The sequence below is a fragment of the Pseudomonas sp. TE3-3-F2023 genome, assembly GCF_036784815.1.
In the GTDB taxonomy this organism is placed as follows: domain Bacteria; phylum Pseudomonadota; class Gammaproteobacteria; order Pseudomonadales; family Pseudomonadaceae; genus Aquipseudomonas; species Aquipseudomonas pudica.
In genome coordinates this window covers 456,447-475,142 of record NZ_CP145113.1, presented here as the reverse complement: position 1 = coordinate 475,142, position 18,696 = coordinate 456,447, and the positions used below count along the sequence as shown (strand labels likewise).

The 18,696-nt window shown below is 62.5% G+C and carries 15 protein-coding genes; all 15 read left to right on the top strand.

Annotated elements, in window-relative coordinates; all coding sequences use genetic code 11:
* Window positions 1-152: 152 nt before the first annotated feature.
* The 15 genes from gltB to gspL all read left to right on the top strand — a co-directional run bounded on the left by gltB (window position 153) and on the right by gspL (window position 18,660).
* Entirely contained in the window at window positions 153-4,598 is a 4,446-nt protein-coding gene (gene gltB / locus V3314_RS02065) for a glutamate synthase large subunit (RefSeq protein ID WP_046613524.1), read from the top strand.
* Between the two features lie 106 nt (window positions 4,599-4,704).
* A complete protein-coding gene (locus tag V3314_RS02060; RefSeq protein ID WP_338459877.1) occupies window positions 4,705-6,123 on the top strand; it encodes an FAD-dependent oxidoreductase in 1,419 nt (472 codons plus the stop codon).
* 231 nt (window positions 6,124-6,354) lie between these two features.
* A complete protein-coding gene (gene hemE / locus V3314_RS02055) occupies window positions 6,355-7,419 on the top strand; it encodes a uroporphyrinogen decarboxylase (protein ID WP_338459876.1) in 1,065 nt (354 codons plus the stop codon).
* Between the two features lie 408 nt (window positions 7,420-7,827).
* Window positions 7,828-9,288: an N-acetylglucosamine-binding protein GbpA gene (gene gbpA, locus V3314_RS02050; RefSeq protein ID WP_338459875.1), complete on the top strand. Its 1,461-nt coding sequence runs from the start codon at window positions 7,828-7,830 to the stop codon at window positions 9,286-9,288.
* Between the two features lie 51 nt (window positions 9,289-9,339).
* On the top strand, window positions 9,340-9,852 hold the full coding sequence (locus V3314_RS02045) for a cytochrome b/b6 domain-containing protein (protein ID WP_338459874.1): 513 nt from the start codon (window positions 9,340-9,342) through the stop codon (window positions 9,850-9,852).
* A gap of 5 nt (window positions 9,853-9,857) precedes the next feature.
* Entirely contained in the window at window positions 9,858-10,355 is a 498-nt protein-coding gene (locus V3314_RS02040; protein ID WP_338459873.1) for a type II secretion system protein N, read from the top strand.
* Window positions 10,352-12,193, top strand: coding sequence for a type II secretion system secretin GspD (gspD, locus tag V3314_RS02035; protein ID WP_338459872.1), 1,842 nt, complete (start codon window positions 10,352-10,354; stop codon window positions 12,191-12,193). Before V3314_RS02040 ends, gspD begins: the two co-directional genes overlap by 4 nt.
* Window positions 12,190-13,653 carry a type II secretion system ATPase GspE gene (gspE, locus tag V3314_RS02030; RefSeq protein ID WP_046613519.1) on the top strand — a complete coding sequence of 488 codons (1,464 nt, stop codon included), beginning with the start codon at window positions 12,190-12,192 and terminating at the stop codon, window positions 13,651-13,653. Before gspD ends, gspE begins: the two co-directional genes overlap by 4 nt.
* A 1-nt stretch (window position 13,654) precedes the next feature.
* Window positions 13,655-14,860 (top strand): type II secretion system inner membrane protein GspF, encoded by a 1,206-nt coding sequence (gspF, locus tag V3314_RS02025; protein WP_338459871.1) that lies wholly within the window; start codon window positions 13,655-13,657, stop codon window positions 14,858-14,860.
* 1 nt (window position 14,861) lies between these two features.
* Window positions 14,862-15,308: a type II secretion system major pseudopilin GspG gene (gene gspG, locus V3314_RS02020; RefSeq protein ID WP_046613517.1), complete on the top strand. Its 447-nt coding sequence runs from the start codon at window positions 14,862-14,864 to the stop codon at window positions 15,306-15,308.
* A complete protein-coding gene (gene gspH, locus V3314_RS02015) occupies window positions 15,305-15,769 on the top strand; it encodes a type II secretion system minor pseudopilin GspH (protein ID WP_046613516.1) in 465 nt (154 codons plus the stop codon). The genes gspG and gspH overlap by 4 nt, the downstream gene beginning before the upstream one ends.
* Complete coding sequence (gene gspI, locus V3314_RS02010; protein ID WP_052970496.1) at window positions 15,747-16,127, top strand: type II secretion system minor pseudopilin GspI; 381 nt, start codon at window positions 15,747-15,749, stop codon at window positions 16,125-16,127. The genes gspH and gspI overlap by 23 nt, the downstream gene beginning before the upstream one ends.
* Complete coding sequence (locus tag V3314_RS02005) at window positions 16,114-16,704, top strand: type II secretion system protein GspJ (protein WP_161797613.1); 591 nt, start codon at window positions 16,114-16,116, stop codon at window positions 16,702-16,704. The genes gspI and V3314_RS02005 overlap by 14 nt, the downstream gene beginning before the upstream one ends.
* The gene (locus tag V3314_RS02000) at window positions 16,701-17,558 is read left to right on the top strand and encodes a type II secretion system protein GspK (protein ID WP_338459870.1); all 858 of its coding nucleotides are present in this window, start codon (window positions 16,701-16,703) and stop codon (window positions 17,556-17,558) included. Before V3314_RS02005 ends, V3314_RS02000 begins: the two co-directional genes overlap by 4 nt.
* Window positions 17,551-18,660 carry a type II secretion system protein GspL gene (gspL, locus tag V3314_RS01995; RefSeq protein WP_046613512.1) on the top strand — a complete coding sequence of 370 codons (1,110 nt, stop codon included), beginning with the start codon at window positions 17,551-17,553 and terminating at the stop codon, window positions 18,658-18,660. Before V3314_RS02000 ends, gspL begins: the two co-directional genes overlap by 8 nt.
* The last annotated feature ends 36 nt before the right edge of the window (window positions 18,661-18,696 follow it).

The following is an 18,696-nucleotide window of genomic DNA, read 5'->3' as shown; positions in this document are numbered from 1 at the left end:
ACATGAAAATTTGTGAGCATCGCTGTCGCTGTGCAACAATGGTTTTCCATGGCCACCGCAAAAAAGCTGGCGTTTGATCGGCGTGGATGGTAAGTGGTTGTTAAAAAAGAGATTTACCTCCGTTGAGAGGTGAACCTGGTGAGAATGTGTCTATGAAAACAGGTCTGTACCATCCCGAAGAATTCAAGGACAACTGTGGTTTTGGCCTGATCGCCCATATGACGGGCGAACCGAGCCACCACCTTCTGCAAACCGCCATGCAGGCACTGACCTGCATGACCCACCGCGGCGGCATCAACGCCGACGGCAAGACCGGTGACGGTTGCGGTCTGCTCATGCAGAAGCCCGATCAATTCCTGCGTGCCGTGGCCCAGGAGCATTTCGCCGTCGAGCTGCCCAAGCAGTACGCCGTCGGCATGGTGTTCTTCAACCAGGACCCGGTCAAAGCCGAAGCCGCTCGCGCGAACATGGACCGCGAGATCCTCGCTGCTGGCCTGAAGCTGGTCGGCTGGCGCAAGGTGCCGATCGATACCAGCGTGCTCGGCCGCCTGGCCCTTGAGCGTCTGCCACAGATCGAGCAGGTGTTCATCGGCGGTGAAGGCCTGAGCGACCAGGAATTCGCCATCAAGCTGTTCAGTGCCCGTCGCCGTTCCTCTGTGGCCAACGCCCACGACGCCGATCATTACATCTGCAGCTTCTCGCACAAGACCATCATCTACAAAGGCCTGATGATGCCGCGCGATCTGGCGGCCTTCTACCCAGACCTGGGTGACGAGCGCCTGCAAACCGCGATCTGCGTGTTCCACCAGCGCTTCTCCACCAACACCCTGCCGAAATGGCCGCTGGCGCAGCCGTTCCGCTTCCTCGCCCACAACGGCGAGATCAACACCATCACCGGCAACCGCAACTGGGCCATGGCCCGTCGCACCAAGTTCGCCAACGACCTGATCCCCGATCTCGAAGAGCTCGGCCCGCTGGTCAACCGCGTCGGTTCCGACTCCTCGAGCATGGACAACATGCTGGAGCTGATGGTAACTGGCGGTATCGACCTGTTCCGTGGCGTGCGCATGCTGGTACCGCCAGCCTGGCAGAACGTCGAGACCATGGACGCCGACCTGCGCGCCTTCTACGAATACAACTCCATGCACATGGAGCCATGGGATGGCCCGGCCGGTATCGTAATGACCGAAGGCCGCCATGCGGTGTGTCTGCTCGACCGTAACGGCCTGCGCCCGGCGCGCTGGGTGACCACCAAGAACGGCTACATCACCCTGGCGTCGGAAATCGGCGTATGGGACTACAAGCCCGAGGATGTCATTGCCAAGGGCCGTGTCGGCCCGGGCCAGATTTTCGCCGTGGACACCGAAACCGGCCAGATCCTCGACACCGACGCCATCGACAACCGCCTGAAGTCGCGCCACCCCTACAAGCGCTGGCTGCGTCAGCACGCCACGCGCATCCAGGCGACGCTGACCGACGATCAGGGCGTGGCCAGCTACGACGCTGACCAGCTCAAGCAATACATGAAGATGTTCCAGGTCACCTTCGAAGAGCGTGACCAGGTGCTGCGCCCGCTCGGCGAGCAGGGCCAGGAAGCGGTCGGTTCGATGGGGGACGACACGCCGATGGCCGTGCTGTCGCAGCGCGTGCGTTCACCGTACGACTTCTTCCGCCAGCAGTTCGCCCAGGTGACGAACCCACCGATCGACCCGCTGCGCGAAGCGATCGTCATGTCCCTGGAAATCTGCCTGGGTGCCGAGCGCAACATCTTCCAGGAGTCCCCGGAGCACGCTTCGCGGGTAATCCTCAGCTCGCCGGTCATCTCGCCCGCCAAGTGGCGTTCGCTGATGAACCTGGAGCGCGAAGGTTTCGATCGCCAGCTGATCGACCTCAACTATGAAGAGAGCGTCGGCCTGGAAGCGGCCATCCGCAACATCGCCGACCAGGCTGAAGAAGCCGTGCGCGCTGGCAAGACCCAGCTGGTGCTAAGCGACCGCTACATCGCCCCGGGCAAGTTGCCGGTGCACGCCTCGCTCGCCGTTGGTGCGGTGCACCACCGCCTGACCGAACAGGGTCTGCGTTGCGACAGCAACATCCTGGTGGAAACCGCCACTGCCCGTGACCCGCACCACTTCGCCGTGCTGCTGGGCTTTGGCGCCTCGGCCGTTTACCCGTACCTGGCCTATGAAGTGCTGGCCGACCTGATCCGTACCGGCGAAGTGCTGGGCGACCTGGACGAAGTCTTCAAGTACTACCGCAAGGGCATCTCCAAGGGCCTGCTGAAGATCCTGTCGAAGATGGGTATCTCTACCATCGCCTCCTACCGTGGTGCGCAGCTGTTCGAAGCCATCGGCCTGTCCGAGGAAGTGGTCGGCCTGAGCTTCAAGGGCGTTTCCAGCCGCATCAAGGGTGCGCGTTTCGCAGACCTGGAAAGCGACCAGAAGCTGCTGGCAGCCGAAGCCTGGAGCGCGCGCAAGCCGATCCAGCAAGGCGGCCTGCTGAAGTTCGTTCACGGTGGCGAATACCACGCCTACAATCCGGATGTGGTCAACACCCTGCAGGCCGCCGTGCAGCAGGGCGACTACGCCAAGTTCAAGGAATACACCACGCTGGTCGACCAGCGCCCGGTGTCGATGATCCGCGACCTACTGAAGGTGAAGGTGGCCGAACAGCCGCTGCCGCTGGAGCAGATCGAGCCGCTGGAGGCGATCCTCAAGCGCTTCGATTCCGCCGGTATCTCGCTGGGTGCACTGTCGCCAGAGGCCCACGAAGCGCTGGCCGAGGCGATGAACCGCCTGGGCGCGCGTTCCAACTCTGGCGAGGGCGGTGAAGACCCGTCGCGCTACGGCACCATCAAGAGCTCGAAGATCAAGCAGGTGGCCACCGGCCGCTTTGGCGTGACCCCGGAGTACCTGGTCAACGCCGAAGTGCTGCAGATCAAGGTTGCCCAGGGCGCCAAGCCCGGTGAAGGCGGCCAGCTGCCAGGCGGCAAGGTCAACGGCCTTATCGCCAAGCTGCGTTACGCGGTACCGGGCGTGACCCTGATCTCGCCACCGCCGCACCACGACATCTACTCGATCGAAGACCTTGCCCAGCTGATCTACGACCTCAAGCAGGTCAACCCGCAAGCCCTGGTTTCGGTCAAGCTGGTGGCAGAAGCTGGCGTCGGCACCATCGCCGCCGGTGTGGCCAAGGCCTATGCCGACCTGATCACCATCTCCGGCTACGACGGTGGTACCGGTGCTTCGCCGCTGACCTCGATCAAGTACGCCGGTGCCCCATGGGAGCTGGGCCTGGCCGAAACCCACCAGACCCTGCGCGGCAACGACCTGCGCGGCAAGGTACGGGTACAGACCGACGGTGGCCTGAAGACCGGCCTGGACGTGATCAAGGCGGCCATTCTCGGCGCCGAAAGCTTCGGTTTCGGTACCGCGCCGATGATCGCGCTGGGCTGCAAGTACCTGCGCATCTGCCACCTGAACAACTGCGCTACCGGCGTAGCCACCCAGAACGACAAGCTGCGCAAGGACCACTACATCGGCACCGTCGACATGGTGATCAACTTCTTCACCTTCGTCGCGGAAGAAACCCGTGAGTGGCTGGCCAAGCTGGGTGTGCGCAGTCTCGGCGAGCTGATCGGCCGTACCGACCTGCTCGATGTACTGCCAGGCGACACCGAGCGCCAGCAGTACCTGGACCTGACGCCGCTGCTGGGCAGCTCGCACATCCCGGCTGACAAGCCTCAGTTCTGCGAAGTCGAAAAGAACCCGCCGTTCGACCAGGGCGAGCTGGCCGAGAAGATGGTGGAAATGGCCATGCCGGCCATCCGCGACCAGGCTGGTGGCGAGTTCAGCCTCGACATCTGCAACTGCGACCGCTCCATCGGTGCGCGCGTGTCGGGCGAAATCGCCCGTCTGCACGGCAACCAGGGCATGGCCGCGGCGCCGATCACCTTCCGCTTCAAGGGTACTGCGGGCCAGAGCTTCGGCGTGTGGAACGCCGGTGGCCTGAACCTGCACCTGGAAGGCGATGCCAACGACTACGTCGGCAAGGGCATGACCGGTGGCAAGGTCACTATCGTGCCGCCAGCCGGCAGCCCGTTCGAAACCCAGCACAGCGCCATCGTCGGCAATACCTGCCTGTACGGCGCCACTGGCGGCAAGCTGTTCGCCGCCGGTACTGCTGGCGAGCGCTTTGCTGTACGTAACTCCGGCGCCCACGCTGTTGTCGAGGGCACTGGCGATCACTGCTGTGAATACATGACCGGCGGCTTTGTCTGCGTGTTGGGCAAGACCGGTTACAACTTCGGTTCTGGCATGACTGGCGGCTTCGCCTACGTGCTCGACATGGACAATACCTTCGTCGACAAGCTCAACCATGAGCTGGTGGAAATCCAGCGTATCAGTGGCGAAGCGATGGAGGCCTACCGCAGCCACCTGGCTCGGGTCCTTGCCGAGTACGTGGAAGAGACCGGCAGCGAGTGGGGGCGTGAGCTCTCGGAGAACCTGGACGACTACGTGCGGCGCTTCTGGCTGGTCAAGCCGAAGGCAGCCAACCTGAAGCAACTGCTGTCCAGCACCCGTGCCAACCCGCAGTAACAACAGCTGCAAGTGACGGCCCCGTGCGCGGGGCCTGTCGTGCTCAAGTGATCGTCTTGCAGCTTGCAGCCTGAGGCTGGCAACTGCGGTAAAGAGGTTTTGAAAAATGGCTGAACGTCTGAACAACGACTTCCAGTTCATCGAAGTGGGCCGCAAGGACCCGAAGAAAAAGCTGCTGCGCCAGCGCAAGAAGGAGTTCGTGGAAATCTACGAGCCCTTCAAGCCGCAGCAGTCCGTGGAGCAGGCGCACCGCTGCCTGGGCTGCGGTAACCCGTATTGCGAATGGAAGTGCCCGGTACACAACTTCATCCCCAACTGGTTGAAGCTGGTCTCCGAAGGCAACATCCTGGCTGCGGCGGAGCTGTCGCACCAGACCAACACCCTGCCGGAAGTGTGTGGCCGCGTATGCCCGCAGGACCGCCTGTGCGAGGGTGCCTGCACCCTGAACGACGGCTTCGGCGCGGTGACCATCGGCTCGGTGGAGAAGTACATCACCGATACCGCCTTCGCCATGGGCTGGCGCCCGGACATGTCCAAGGTCAAGCCAACCGGCAAGCGCGTCGCCATCATCGGTGCCGGCCCGGCCGGCCTGGGCTGTGCCGACGTGCTGGTACGTGCCGGCGTTACCCCGGTGGTGTTCGACCGCAACCCGGAAATCGGCGGCCTGCTGACCTTCGGCATTCCCGAGTTCAAGCTGGAAAAGACCGTGCTCAGCAACCGCCGAGAAGTGTTCACCGGCATGGGCATCGAGTTCCGCCTGAACACCGAGGTGGGCAAGGACGTGACCATGGAGCAACTGCTCGCCGAGTACGACGCGGTGTTCATGGGCATGGGTACCTATACCTACATGAAAGGCGGCTTCCCGGGCGAGGACCTGCCGGGCGTGCATGACGCGCTGGACTTCCTGATCGCCAACGTCAACCGCAACCTGGGCTTCGAGAAGTCGCCGGAAGACTTCGTCGACATGCAGGGCAAGAAGGTAGTGGTGCTGGGTGGTGGTGACACCGCGATGGACTGCAACCGCACCTCGATCCGCCAGGGCGCCAAGTCGGTGACCTGCGCCTATCGCCGTGACGAGGCCAACATGCCGGGTTCGCGTCGTGAGGTGAAGAACGCCAAGGAAGAGGGCGTGAAGTTCCTCTACAACCGCCAGCCTATCGCCATTGTCGGCGAGGACAAGGTCGAAGGCGTGAAGGTGGTCGAGACCCGTCTCGGCGAGCCGGATGCCCGTGGCCGCCGCAGCCCGGAGCCGATCCCAGGGTCCGAAGAGATCCTGCCGGCTGATGCCGTGGTCATCGCTTTCGGCTTCCGCCCAAGCCCGGCGCCGTGGTTCGAGCAGCATGGCATCCAGCTGGACAGCCAGGGCCGCGTGGTGGCACCGGAGAAAGGCAAGTTCAAGCACCAGACCAGCAACCCGAAAGTGTTTGCCGGTGGCGACATGGTGCGTGGGTCGGACCTGGTGGTGACGGCTATCTTCGAAGGGCGCACTGCTGCCGAAGGTATCCTGGACTACCTGAAAGTCTGATGCTGCCTGTACTTGGCTGATCGCCGGCAAGCCGGCTTCCACAAGGGCTGCGGCTCACCCTGTGGGAGCTGGTTTGTAGGCGACAGGGCCATTGGTACCTTCCATCATTAGGATTTTGTATACAAAATCTATTGATCCAGGACATACCTATAGAGAAAAGGCACGGCAAACGGCCGTGCCTTTTCTTTGTGCGTCTGAGAAAATGCCCGCACTATTTTTCCGGATGCCGACATGACTGCCCTGAAGAACGATCGTTTCCTGCGTGCACTGCTCAAGCAACCCGTAGACGTCACCCCGGTGTGGATGATGCGCCAGGCCGGCCGCTACCTGCCGGAGTACCGCGCCAGCCGCGCCAAGGCCGGTGACTTCATGAGCCTGTGCATGAACCCGCAGTTCGCCTGCGAGGTCACCCTGCAGCCGTTGGACCGCTACCCGCTGGACGCGGCGATCCTGTTCTCGGACATTCTCACCATCCCCGATGCCATGGGCCTGGGCCTGTACTTCGAAAGCGGCGAAGGTCCGCGTTTCAAGAAGGTCATCAGTACCCCGGCCGACATCGAAGCGCTGCCGATCCCCGGCCCGCAGAAAGACCTCGGCTACGTGATGGACGCGGTCAGCACCATCCGCCGCGAGCTGAACGGCCGCGTGCCGCTGATCGGCTTCTCCGGCAGCCCGTGGACCCTGGCTACCTACATGGTCGAAGGCGGCTCGTCGAAGGACTTCCGCAAGACAAAGGCCATGGCCTACGACAACCCGCAGGCTCTGCACCTGCTGCTGGACAAGCTGGCCCAGTCGGTCACCAGCTACCTCAACGGCCAGATCCTCGCTGGTGCCCAGGCCGTGCAGATTTTTGACACCTGGGGCGGCAACCTGTCGGCGGCGGCTTACCAGGAATTCTCCCTGGCCTACATGCGCAAGATCGTCAGCGGCCTGATCCGCGAGCACGAGGGGCGCAAGGTGCCGGTGATCCTGTTCACCAAGAACGGCGGCCTGTGGCTGGAAAGCATCGCCGAAGCCGGTGCCGATGCGCTGGGCCTGGACTGGACCTGCGAAATCGGCGACGCCCGCCGCCGCGTGGGTGACAAGGTTGCGCTGCAGGGCAACATGGATCCGACCGTTCTGTACGCCAAGCCCGAGGCCATCCGCAAGGAAGTGGCGCGCATCCTGGCCAGCTATGGCCATGGCACAGGCCACGTGTTCAACCTGGGCCATGGCATCACACCGGAAGTCGACCCGGAGCACGCCGGCGTGTTCATCAACGCCGTGCATGAGCTGTCGGCGCAATACCACGCTTGATTCGAGGTTCCCCTAGAGCAAATGTTTTGAGTTGGGGAGTCTTTCGCAAGCCTGTTCGCATCAGTTTGGTGATTTTTCCCTGATGTTGAACAGGCTTGGTCAAGTTATATATCAGCGCTTCACCAAGAAAGTTGCGTGTCGCTGTGAATCTTTCGGTGTGTAGAGGAAGTTTTCGACATTCAAGGTCGATAGTAATTCTTCCTTGCATCTTTAGCGCTTTTGTTTCGAAAGTTCCAAAATGGAAATTGCCTCAAAGCCACGAGAAAAGACCGCGGCCTTCCAGGTTTATTCCTACATGAGCGCAAGTTTGTTTTCTTTACTCTCCGGTCTCCATTCGCGCTGAAGGTGCATTGCATTTCAATAAATGCGCCTTTACGCATTTAACCAGCAATGCGTTCGGAGTTCGTGATGAATACAAGAAAGACCCTGCGAAAAAGCGTTGTCGCCACCGGTGTGTGGGTGGCGATCGCAGGTGCAGGTTTGCAGACGCAAATTGCCAATGCACATGGTCACCTGGCTGACCCTCCGTCTCGTGCAGCGCTCTGCCATGCAGGTTTTGAAAACGTGAACGTCAACTGCGGAGGTGCCCAGTACGAACCTTGGTCGGTCGGCGAAGTGGTAGGGCGCTTTCCAAGCCAAGGTCCCGAGGATGGAAAAATCGCCAGTGGTGGCGTTCGGGGAGACTTTGCCGCACTCGATGAGCAATCAGCCAATCGCTGGCATCTGACCCCGGTCGTGGACCGTAACATGCAGTTCGACTGGCATTATGAGGCTCCGCATCCGGTGCGGTCGTGGGAGTACTTCATTACCAAGGCGGATTGGAACCCCAACGCTGCGTTGACTCGTGACTCATTCGATTCGGCCCCGTTCTGTGCGTTGGATGGCAGCAACCAGATACCAGCAAAAGGTACCGGTACCAATCCAAGGCACAGCTGCACATTGCCTGCTGACCGTTCGGGCCAGCACGTGATTCTCGCCGTCTGGAAGGTTGGCGATACCGATAAGGCTTTCCACAGTGTCGCTGACGTCGATATCCAACTGGATGGCGGCCCGGTCCCTGAGTGGCCGCGCCTGGCTGAAATAAGCGCCAGCCGTGACCTAGAAGTTGGGGATAAAGTTACTGCCAGGGCATTCGATGCCAATGGGGAGCGTCCTGCAAACCATGTAAGCATCAAGATCGAAAATGCCGAAGAAGCCATCGCTGCCAACTGGGCTTATAAGCTCGCCAAGCAGATCAACGAAACCCAGACGTTGGTACGTGCCGGTAAAATGGATGCGGACGGTAATATCGAGCCTGTGCAGGGTTCCAACAGCATCTTCGCCAAAGCCGAAAGTGGGCTGACCAACTACCTTCTGCACTTTGAAACCGCCGCTGGCGAGCAGCCCACGATGCACCTGCACGATGTCAAACCCGAATACACGATCACCGACGGCAAGGGTGCTGTGGATTTCACCGTCATGACCAACAACGCCCTGACAGTGACAGCGCGGCTGTTCGATAACAACAAGCAGGTGTCTTACTCGCGCCAGAGCGTCAACGGCACCGAGCCATTCGTGCTGAATGTCGAAAGTACCGAAGGCGAGCATACTCTCAAGGTCGTAGGTGTGGACAAGCGTGAGCGGGTGCTGCTGCAGGACGAGAAGACGGTTCAGCTCAAAGCGGCTGGCGATGGGTCTCACGACTTCGTTTTCCCGGAATCGCTGTCGAGCTACAAGGCTGGCACAACAGTGCTGCAGCGTAAGAATGGCAAGGTCTACGAGTGCCAGCCGTTCCCTAACTCGGGCTACTGCGGGCAGTACTCAGCGGCTGCCAACCAGTTCGAGCCAGGTGTTGGCTCCGACTGGAACATGGCCTGGACCGAGAAGTAAAGCGTCTGGCCTGGCCCCTTCCGGTGGGGCCAGGCTCCTCGAGTACTATCTATGCAAGTACAAAAATATTGCTGGCAGCAGATCCTCCTGCACTGGATCTCTGCCACGGTCATCATTTGGGTCTTGATCAGCGGTTTCTACGTGGCGTACCTGAATGTCTCCCCCGCCACACGCCACTTTGTGGCATTCGTCAATGTGGCCACGACGACGCTGTTCATCCCCGTATTCATGCTGCGCTGGCTGTTGCGCCTGACCAGACCCAAACCACGCAGCCCGCATGACCATCTCAAGCACCAGCGCATCGCTCATCTCGCCCATGAGGGCTTGTACTGGACCACAGCTATCGTGCTGTTGTCCGGGGTGCTGATGATGGACCGGGTCATCGATGTGTTCGGTTGGTTCTCCATCGCGCCCATGCTGAGCGACCCGTTCTGGCACAACGTCTGGTTCAAGACTCACATCGCTTCTTGCCTGTTGCTAGGCCTTGGCGTTGCGATGCACATCGCCGCCGTGCTCTTGCATGAGCTGTCCGGGCGGCGCGTGCTGAGACGGATGTTGCCCTGATTACGATGAAGCGCTCGTCGTATCTGATTTGGCTGGCGTTCGCGCTGGTAACGCTTGCCTGCCTGGCATGGCGTGAAAGCGTTTATCCCGCAGTTGCGCCCCCGATCGTCCAGGTCCCGCCGGTGACAACAGCGGCTTTGCCGGAAAAACCATTGTCGGCGGCTACCTTGGCCCTGGCGTTCGGCTTTCAGGCGCCGGCTCAACGGCAGTCGAGCCGGGCGGATATCGCCCTCAAGGCCAGCTTCGTTTCCAGCCAGGGCGATGCCCGAGCGTTGGTGAGAAGCGATAGCGGCGAGGCTATCTATCGCGTCGGAGACCGGCTACCTGGCCATGGCGTGCTGCGCCAAATAAATGTGCGTTCCATCGTGCTGTGGATCGACGGCCGCGAGGAAGTCGTGTCGTTGTCCAGCGATACGCCCTCTGTATTTCTGCCCACGGGTGCGGCAACCCGCCCGCGCCCTGTTTCAGACCCCTCAGCCCGCCTGTTGCGGGAGGTGCAATGACTTTGATGCGATATCTGCGCGCCACCTCGTTCGGCGCCTCTCTAACCCTTGCCTGCTCCCTGGTGCTTGCTGAGGCACCCACCTGGCAACTGGCGATGAGCGATGCCGACGTGCGCGATGTGGTGCGTGAGGTGGGGGCGATCCTTGACCAGCCGATCATTCTCGACCCGCGCGTGCAGGGGCGCATCACCGTCCTTTCGACCGAGGCGCTTGATCGCGAAGGGATACGGCGGCTGTTCTACTCGGTGCTCAATGCTCAGGGCTTTGCCGCCGTGAACGACGGCGACCGCTTGCTGGTGCTGCCTGCAAGCGAAGCCAAGGCCTGGGCAAACCAGCAGGTGGAGGCCATACCGGCAGCGGTCACCACACGGGTTTTCAACCTGTCGGGCAGTGTCGCTGCCGATCTGGCCGGCTTGCTGCGGCCGTTGGTTTCCAGCAATGGCTACATTGGACCGTCCAGCTCCGCCAACGCCCTGGTGATCACCGACTCCGCAGCCAACCTGGACCGCCTGGAAAACCTGGTCCTGCAGCTCGACAGTGGCCAGCGGCATGATCATGAACTGGTGACCTTGCGCAAAGCCCAGGCCGAGGTTGTGTTCCCGGTGGTCGAAGCCGCCGCCGGTGGCCCGGACAGCGGCGTTCGGGTACTGGCTGACATGAACGGTAACCGTCTTCTGATCCTGGGCCCGAGCAAGTCCAGGCAACGTCTTGCGCAACTGACCCGCTCGCTGGATGTACCGGTCCCGGCCACTTCGCAGAACTGGCGGGTGGTGCGCCTGCAACACAGTAGTGCCGAGCAGCTTGCCGAAGTATTGGGTGAGGTGGGCAAGCGGCTCGATGGTACGCCGGGCACCAAGGCTCTGGGCGCGGACCTCCCCGGCGAGGCCATGGTCAAGGCCGATGCCAGCCAGAACGCCCTGGTGATAATGGGCGAGCCGCAGACGCTGGGCCGCGTGGAGCAGATCATCCAACAACTGGACCAGCCCCGGGCGCAAGTGCTGATCCATGCGGCAATCGTCGAAGTCAGTGGCAGCATCGATGAAGCGTTGGGCCTGCAATGGGGCATCGACAAAGGTGGACTCAAAGGCGGCGTTACCTTCAGCGAAAGTGGTGCTGCCCTGGCCGACCTGCTGGGCAAGGAAACCAAGCTGCCGGGGGGCGTCGCCCTGGCCATTGGCTCGGACCGTTTTGCCGCGCTGGTTTCGGCCTTGGCCAGCAATAGCCGCAGCAACCTGTTGTCGACGCCGAGCCTGCTGACCTTGGACAACCAGGAGGCGCAGATCCTGGTAGGCCAGAACGTGCCGTTCAAGACCGGCTCCTACGTTACCCCCGGTAGTGGTTCGGAGAACCCCTTTACCACAGTCGAGCGCAAGGACATCGGTATCAGCCTGAAGGTGCGCCCGCACATCAATGAAGGGCGCAGCCTGCGCCTCGAGGTCGAGCAGGAGAGCTCGGAAATTGCACCCAGCACGACCGAGAACGACCTGATCACCAACAAGCGCACGCTCAAGAGCACCATCTTGGCCGCCGATGGCGAGATTATCGTGATCGGCGGCCTGATCAAGGACAGCGTGCGCAAGGTAGAGCGCGGTGTTCCGCTGCTCAGCCGAATCCCATGGGTGTGCGGTCTGTTCCGGTGGCGCAGCGATACTCAGGAAAAAACCAACCTGATGGTCTTCCTGCGCCCGACCATTCTGCGCAGCCAGGCCGAGCTGGTCGAAACGGGGCGACGCGCCTACGAAGGGGTACGCGCTGCGGATGATTCGACCCTGCCGGAAGATCCCCGGCAGATGTTCGAGTCGCAGGCTCTGCCCGGCGCACCAGGGCCACGCTCATGAACAGCGACCTGCCGTTCAGCTTTGCCCGACGTCACGGCATTCTGCTCGACCGCCAAGCGGCTGAGCCTGCCTTGCTGATGCGAGAGAGCACTTCGCTGGCCGCTCTTGCCGAGGCCTGCCGTGTAGTGGGCAGTAACTGGCACCTGCGGCGTGTCAGCGATGCCGACTTCGCCGAGCGCCTTGCCAGTTGCTACGGCCCCGGCCAGGATGCAGCGCAGGCCGTTGTTCAGGGCCTGGACCGGGAAATCGACCTTGCGCAGCTGGCTGAAGCCTTGCCGCAAACCAGCGACCTGCTGGAGCAACAGGACGATGCGCCGATCATCCGCCTGCTCAATGCCTTGTTCAGCGAGGCGGTCAGGGCCCGGGCCTCGGACGTCCACCTGGAAACCTTCGAGCATCAGTTGCGCGTACGCATGCGTATCGACGGCGTCATGCGCGAGGTGCTGGCGCCACCGCGGGAGCTATCTGCACTGTTGGTTTCGCGCATCAAGGTCATGGCGCGCCTGGACATCGCCGAGAAGCGCGTGCCTCAGGATGGCCGGATCAGCCTGCGTCTGGCCGGCCACGAAGTGGATGTGCGGGTGTCGACCTTGCCCGCCGCCCATGGCGAGCGGGTGGTACTGCGTTTGCTGGACAAACAGGCAATGCGTCTGGACATCGACCATATGCAGATGCCCGGCTCGGTACGTGCTGGCTTCATGCGCATGCTGGCGAAACCACATGGCATTTTCCTGGTCACCGGGCCCACCGGTTCCGGCAAGACCACAACGCTGTACACCGCGCTTTCGTACCTCAACCAGGTATCGCGCAATATCCTCACCGTCGAAGACCCGGTCGAATACTACCTTCCCGGCATCGGCCAGACCCAGGTCAACACCAAGGTCGACATGACCTTCGCCCGGGGGCTGCGTGCCATCTTGCGACAGGACCCCGACGTGGTCATGGTGGGCGAGATCCGCGATCGGGAGACCGCCGAGATTGCGGTGCAGGCCTCGCTGACGGGCCATCTGGTGCTGTCCACCTTGCATACCAATAGCGCTCTGGGCGCAATTACACGGCTTGCCGACATGGGCGTCGATACTTGCCTGCTCGCATCTTCACTGGCCGGGATCATGGCCCAGCGCCTGGTGCGACGGCTTTGCCCCCATTGCCGGGTCGAACATGAAGTGGACGAGGCCACGGCGAGCGTCCTGGGCCACCCGGCCGAATTGCCGCCGCGGCTCTACAAGGCGCAGGGCTGTAGCGAATGCCAGCTGGGTTACAGCGGGCGCCTGGCGTTGCACGAGATGCTGGTGGTGAAGCCCGCGTTGGCCCAGGCGATTCATGCCCGGGCGTCTCAGGACGACATGCTCGAATTGATCCGCGTGGATACACCAAGCCTGTTCCAGCATGGCGTCCAGCGTGTCTGCCAGGGGCAGACAAGCGTGGCAGAACTGCTGCGCGTGACGGGGCAGGACTGACATGGCGCTGTTCCGCTACCAGGCCCAAGATGCCAAGGGTGTGCGCCAGCGAGGCACCGTGGAGGCGTTGGGTGCGCGCCAGGCCCGGCAAACATTGCGCGAGCAAGGGTTGCTGGTGCTGAGCATGAGACCCTTGGGGGCATCCCCTTTGGCCCGGTTGCTGGCACGCAATACCCTGAGTCTGGCCCGGCGCTCGCTGCTGACGCGCCAGCTGGCGACTCTGCTGCATGCCGGGGTGCCGTTGACCGAGGCCTTGCAGGCAGTTGCCGAGCAGAGTACGCCGCGCCACGTACGTCAGGTATTGCGCGGCGTGGCTGAGCGGGTTGCCGAAGGCCATGCGCTGGCGCAGGCCCTGGCGCATTACCCACAGGCATTCCCCATGGTTTATCGGGCCACCGTGGCCGCTGCCGAACGTTCCGGCCACCTGGCAGGTGTGCTCGAGCGTTTGGCCGAGCATGGCGAGAACCATCAGGCCCTGCGGCAGAAGGTACAGCTGGCGATGGTTTACCCAGTGATCCTGCTGGTTATCTCGTTGCTGGTGGTGGGTTTTCTGCTGGGCTATGTGGTGCCAGACGTGGTGCAGGCCTTTTCGCGTGACCATGCACAACTGCCGCTGGCAACGCGAGTGCTGATCACCTTGAGCGATGCCACGAACCATTATGGCTTGGCAGCGCTGGCGCTATTGGCCATGGCCATCGCACTGGTTGCCTGTGCCCTTCGCCAACCGGCACGGCGCAGGCAATGGCATGGCTTTTCACTGCGCCTGCCCGGATATGGCGAATTCGTCCGGGCCAGCGAAGCGGCCCGCTTCATCAGCACCCTTGCGATTCTGGGGCGCAGCGGCGTGGTATTGGTCGAGGCGATGAACATCAGCGCGGCCGTGATCGGCAACCTGATTCTACGCGAGCGCCTGCTGCGGGCCGCCCGTGAGCTGGGCGAGGGCGCCTCGCTGGCCAACTGCCTGGCACGCAGCGAAGCCTTGCCACCGCTGATGCTGCACATGATCGCCAGCGGCGAACGCGCCGGTGAGCTCGACACCATGCTCGAACGTGCCGCAGACCTTCAGGCCAAGCAACTGGCGGGGCGTATTTCCTTGCTGGTGAGCCTCTGTGAGCCCCTGATGCTGCTGGTGATGGGGGGCATCGTGCTGTTCATCGTGCTCGCCATCCTGCTGCCGATCCTCAACCTCAACCAACTGGTCAACTGACATGTCCATGCGTTCATCACGCCGCGCCGAACGCGGCTTCACTCTCATCGAAATCATGGTGGTGGTCATTATCCTGGGGGTTCTTGGCGCGCTGGTGCTGCCCAACGTCATGAGCCGTCCCGACCATGCCAAGCTGACCGCAGCCCGCACCGATATCCAGTCAATTTCCACCGCGCTGGAAATCTACCGTCTGGACAATGGCCGCTACCCGACAACCGAGCAAGGGCTGGACGCCTTGGTGAAACGCCCCACGGTGGCGCCACTGCCACGTCAATGGAGTGCCCAAGGCTATCTGAAGAGCACGCCAACCGACCCCTGGGGCTCGCATTACCAGTATGCAAGCCCAGGAACCCGTTCGACCCAGGGCTATGACCTTTACTCCCTGGGCGGCGACGGTCAGCCGGGCGGAGAGGAAATGGATGCTGATATCGGTAACTGGTCTGAATGAAACAGCGCCGTTCTCGAGGCTTCACCCTGCTGGAGCTGCTTCTGGTGATGCTGTTGCTGGGCATTGTGATGGGCATGGCCGGATTCACGTTCGCACGCGATCCGCAGCGAGTGGCCAGTCAGGAGGCCAGCCTCTTCCTCCAGTTGGTGCAATTCGCGCGGCAGCAGGCGGTGCTGGAAGGGCTGACGCAAGGTATTCGCATCGATGCCCAGGGTTACCAACTGCTCAAAGCCTCCGAGGATGGCTGGGAGGCAGCCGGCAGGCATCGCGATATTGACCTGGACCTGCGCTTGGAGATGGATGGGCTGTCTGCGCCATATGCTCTGGCTGGCGGGGCGCCGCAGCTGCTGATGTACGGTAATGACGAGCACACGCCGTTTTCCCTGCATTTCGAGGCGGACGATGTGCGCCTTGTTTCCGTGTCGAGTGATGGCCTCAATGACCCCCAGCTCGTGTACTGAACGCGGCTTCACCCTGTTGGAGGTGTTGGTGGCGCTGGCGATTTTCGCAGTACTGGCCGTGGCGGTGACCACGGCCAGCCAGCATGTACTGGCGCAGTCGCAGGGGGTTCGAGAGCGTCTATTGGCTAGTTGGGTGGCCGACAACCACCTGACGGAGCTGGGCCTGCAAGCTGCGCTGGCTCCCGGCCAGCGGAGCCTGGAGGTCATGTTCGGTCAACACCGCTGGACTCTGCACGAAAGCCGCCGCCTGGGCGTGGGTGGCTTGCTGGAGGTGCATGTGCGTGTGGGCCTTGCTGCGGACCGCCAGGTGCTGCATCAGGCCACGGGGTGGCTGGGGATGGCGGATGCACCGCGCTAGCCCGGGCAGGATGACCCGCCAGGGGGGCTTCACCTTGATCGAGCTGCTGTTGGCGCTCGCTATCTTTGCCATCCTGGCAATTGGAAGTGCGCGCGTGTTCGATGTGTTCATGCGTGCCGAGTACGCACGCCAGGCACAGGCCGATGAGCTGCGTGCGCTGGGCAGGGCCATGAGCTTGATCCAGCGCGATGCCATGCTGGGGTATGCGCCCGCGAGCCTGGGCAAGGGCGGTTACGGCATTCTGCTGAACGGCACTCGGGTCCATTGGTTGGCCAGCGAACAAGGCAGCCAAGCGCTCAAGCGCAGCGAGCTGAGGGTTGTCGAGTACTGGCTCGAAGACGGCGTGCTGTGGCGCCAGCGACGCACGCTGGGGCAAGGCCAGCCACGCCCGCAGCGTTTGCTCGAAGGTGTAGGCGAGCTGCACTGGCGTCTGCATGTGCCCGGTAGCGGCTGGCAGGCGCGCTGGCCAATGGCCCAGCGCCGGCCGGTGCCACCGCAGGCGCTGGAGGTGACACTGTCGACCAGCCGTTTTGAACAGATTCGGCGAGTACTGCCGCTGGGAGGCACCAGCCAATGAGGGGACAACGTCAAAAGGGGCTTGCGCTGGTCACCGTGCTGCTTGTCATGGCGCTGCTCACGTTGCTGTCAGCCGGTATGTTGCGCAGCCATCAACTGCTGATTGGTGGTGTCGGCCAGCAGATCGAAGCGTCGCGCTTGCTGCGTTTGGCTCAGGCCGGCGAGCAGCATGCCCTGGCGAGCTTGCGCCGTGAGGTTGGCGAAGTACTGCAGGTCACTCATGTTCGACAATCCTGGGCCCAGCCCCGAGCGTTCACCCTTGGTCAGGGGCAACTGAGCCTGCAGCTGGAGGACCTGTCGGGCCGCTTGAACCTCGGCGCCCTGATGGCAGGCAAGGCACCCGACCCGCTGCTGCTCAAGCGCTGGGAGCGCCTGTGCCATTCGTTGCAGGTGGAGCCACCCGCTTTGGAAGGGCTCACTGGCCAACCGATGCTCGACCCAACCCAGTTGCGTACGTTGCCGGGTGTTTCCGCTGAGGTAATGGCGCGTTTGCAGCCTTGGGTAGTGGTGTTGCCCAAGGAGGCGCGGCTCAACATCAACACGGCCCCGGCGCTACTGCTTGCGGCGTCCGCCGAGGTGTCGCTTACGGTGGCAAGCCAACTGGTAAGCGAGCGCCCCGAAGCGGGTTACCCAACGGTAGAACGTTTTTTGGCCCTGCCCCAACTGGAAGGCGTGGGGCTGGACAGGCGCGGGCTGGCCGTGACCAGCCGCTGGTTTCGCCTGGAGGTGCAGGCAGAGATGGCAGGTAAGCGCATGTACCTGTACAGCGACCTGGAGATCGATCTGGACACGCATCAGGTTCGTGTGGTGCGGCGTGTGTTTTCTGCGATGCGGGAGCAAAGAGCAGATGAGTGAGAATTGGCTGTACCTGTTGCCGGAAGGGGTTGCGGCAGCCGATGCGCGGTGGCCGGTGTGGCTGCGTGCAGCGGACGGCAGCCTGCACAAGGCACGACTGGAGGAGCTGGCTCCGACGCTCACCGGTCCTGCTATCGTGGTGGTACCTATGGAGATGCTGGGCAGTTGCGAGATCGGTCCTGTGCCGGGCAAGCGGCCCAAGCCTGAAACATTGATCTACGCTGCCGAAGACCATTTGGCAGCGCCGCTGGAAACGCTGCATCTGGTGTTCGGCCCGCCGGATGCGCAGGGGCATCGCCGGGCTCTGGTGATAGAGCGTCAAGTTCTGGCCAGCCTGATGGCCTTGTTGAAAAGCCAGGGAATCGACCCGCTCGGGATCCATGTCGATGCCGACCTGCTGGGCGCAGAGCAGCCCCGTGCACTGTGGCTCGAGGGCCGCTGGTTGTTGGGTGGGCATGGTGGGCCTTGGCTGGTCGCCGGCCCCCAGGCGGCCGAGGTCCTGGTGCGGCAACTGCCGCCGATGGAGCGGCCGGCCGAACCTGCTGATGCAGGGCAGGCGCTCCACAACCAAACCGTCGATAGCGCCTTTCACACCTTCATCCAAGGTCGAGCCAAGGCCCTGGACCTGCGTCAGGGGCCATTTCGGCGACGCAGCCCGATCGTGCCCTGGCCCTCCCTGGCGGGCGGAGCGCTGCTGGCCTTCGCAATGGTGTGCCTGGCGGAACATCTGCGTGCTGAATGGCTGTCGGAACGTACAGCACAGCTACATGCCGAGAATCTTCAGACGTTTCTGCGTTGGGCGCCCGAGCAGTCTGTCGCAGGTGACCTGGCCACACAGATCAGGGCACTGGAATTCCGTCCCCGAGAGAAGACTACCGTGGAGGGGCTGGTATCTTTCACGGAGCAATTGGTGGAAACCGGGAACATCACGGTTGAGCGAGCCGTGTCCAGTCCCCGCGGAGGGTGGCGCATGGAAGTGGTTGCGCAAGGTTTCGATGACCTTGAGCGCCTGCGCCAGCGGGCGCCTGCCGTGCTGATGGATCAAGCCCGGCAGGCCGAGCAGGTTGTGCGCGCGACCCTGACTTTCAGGGAGACTCGCTGATGCGGTGGATTGAGCAGGCCCTGATAGGCCAATGGC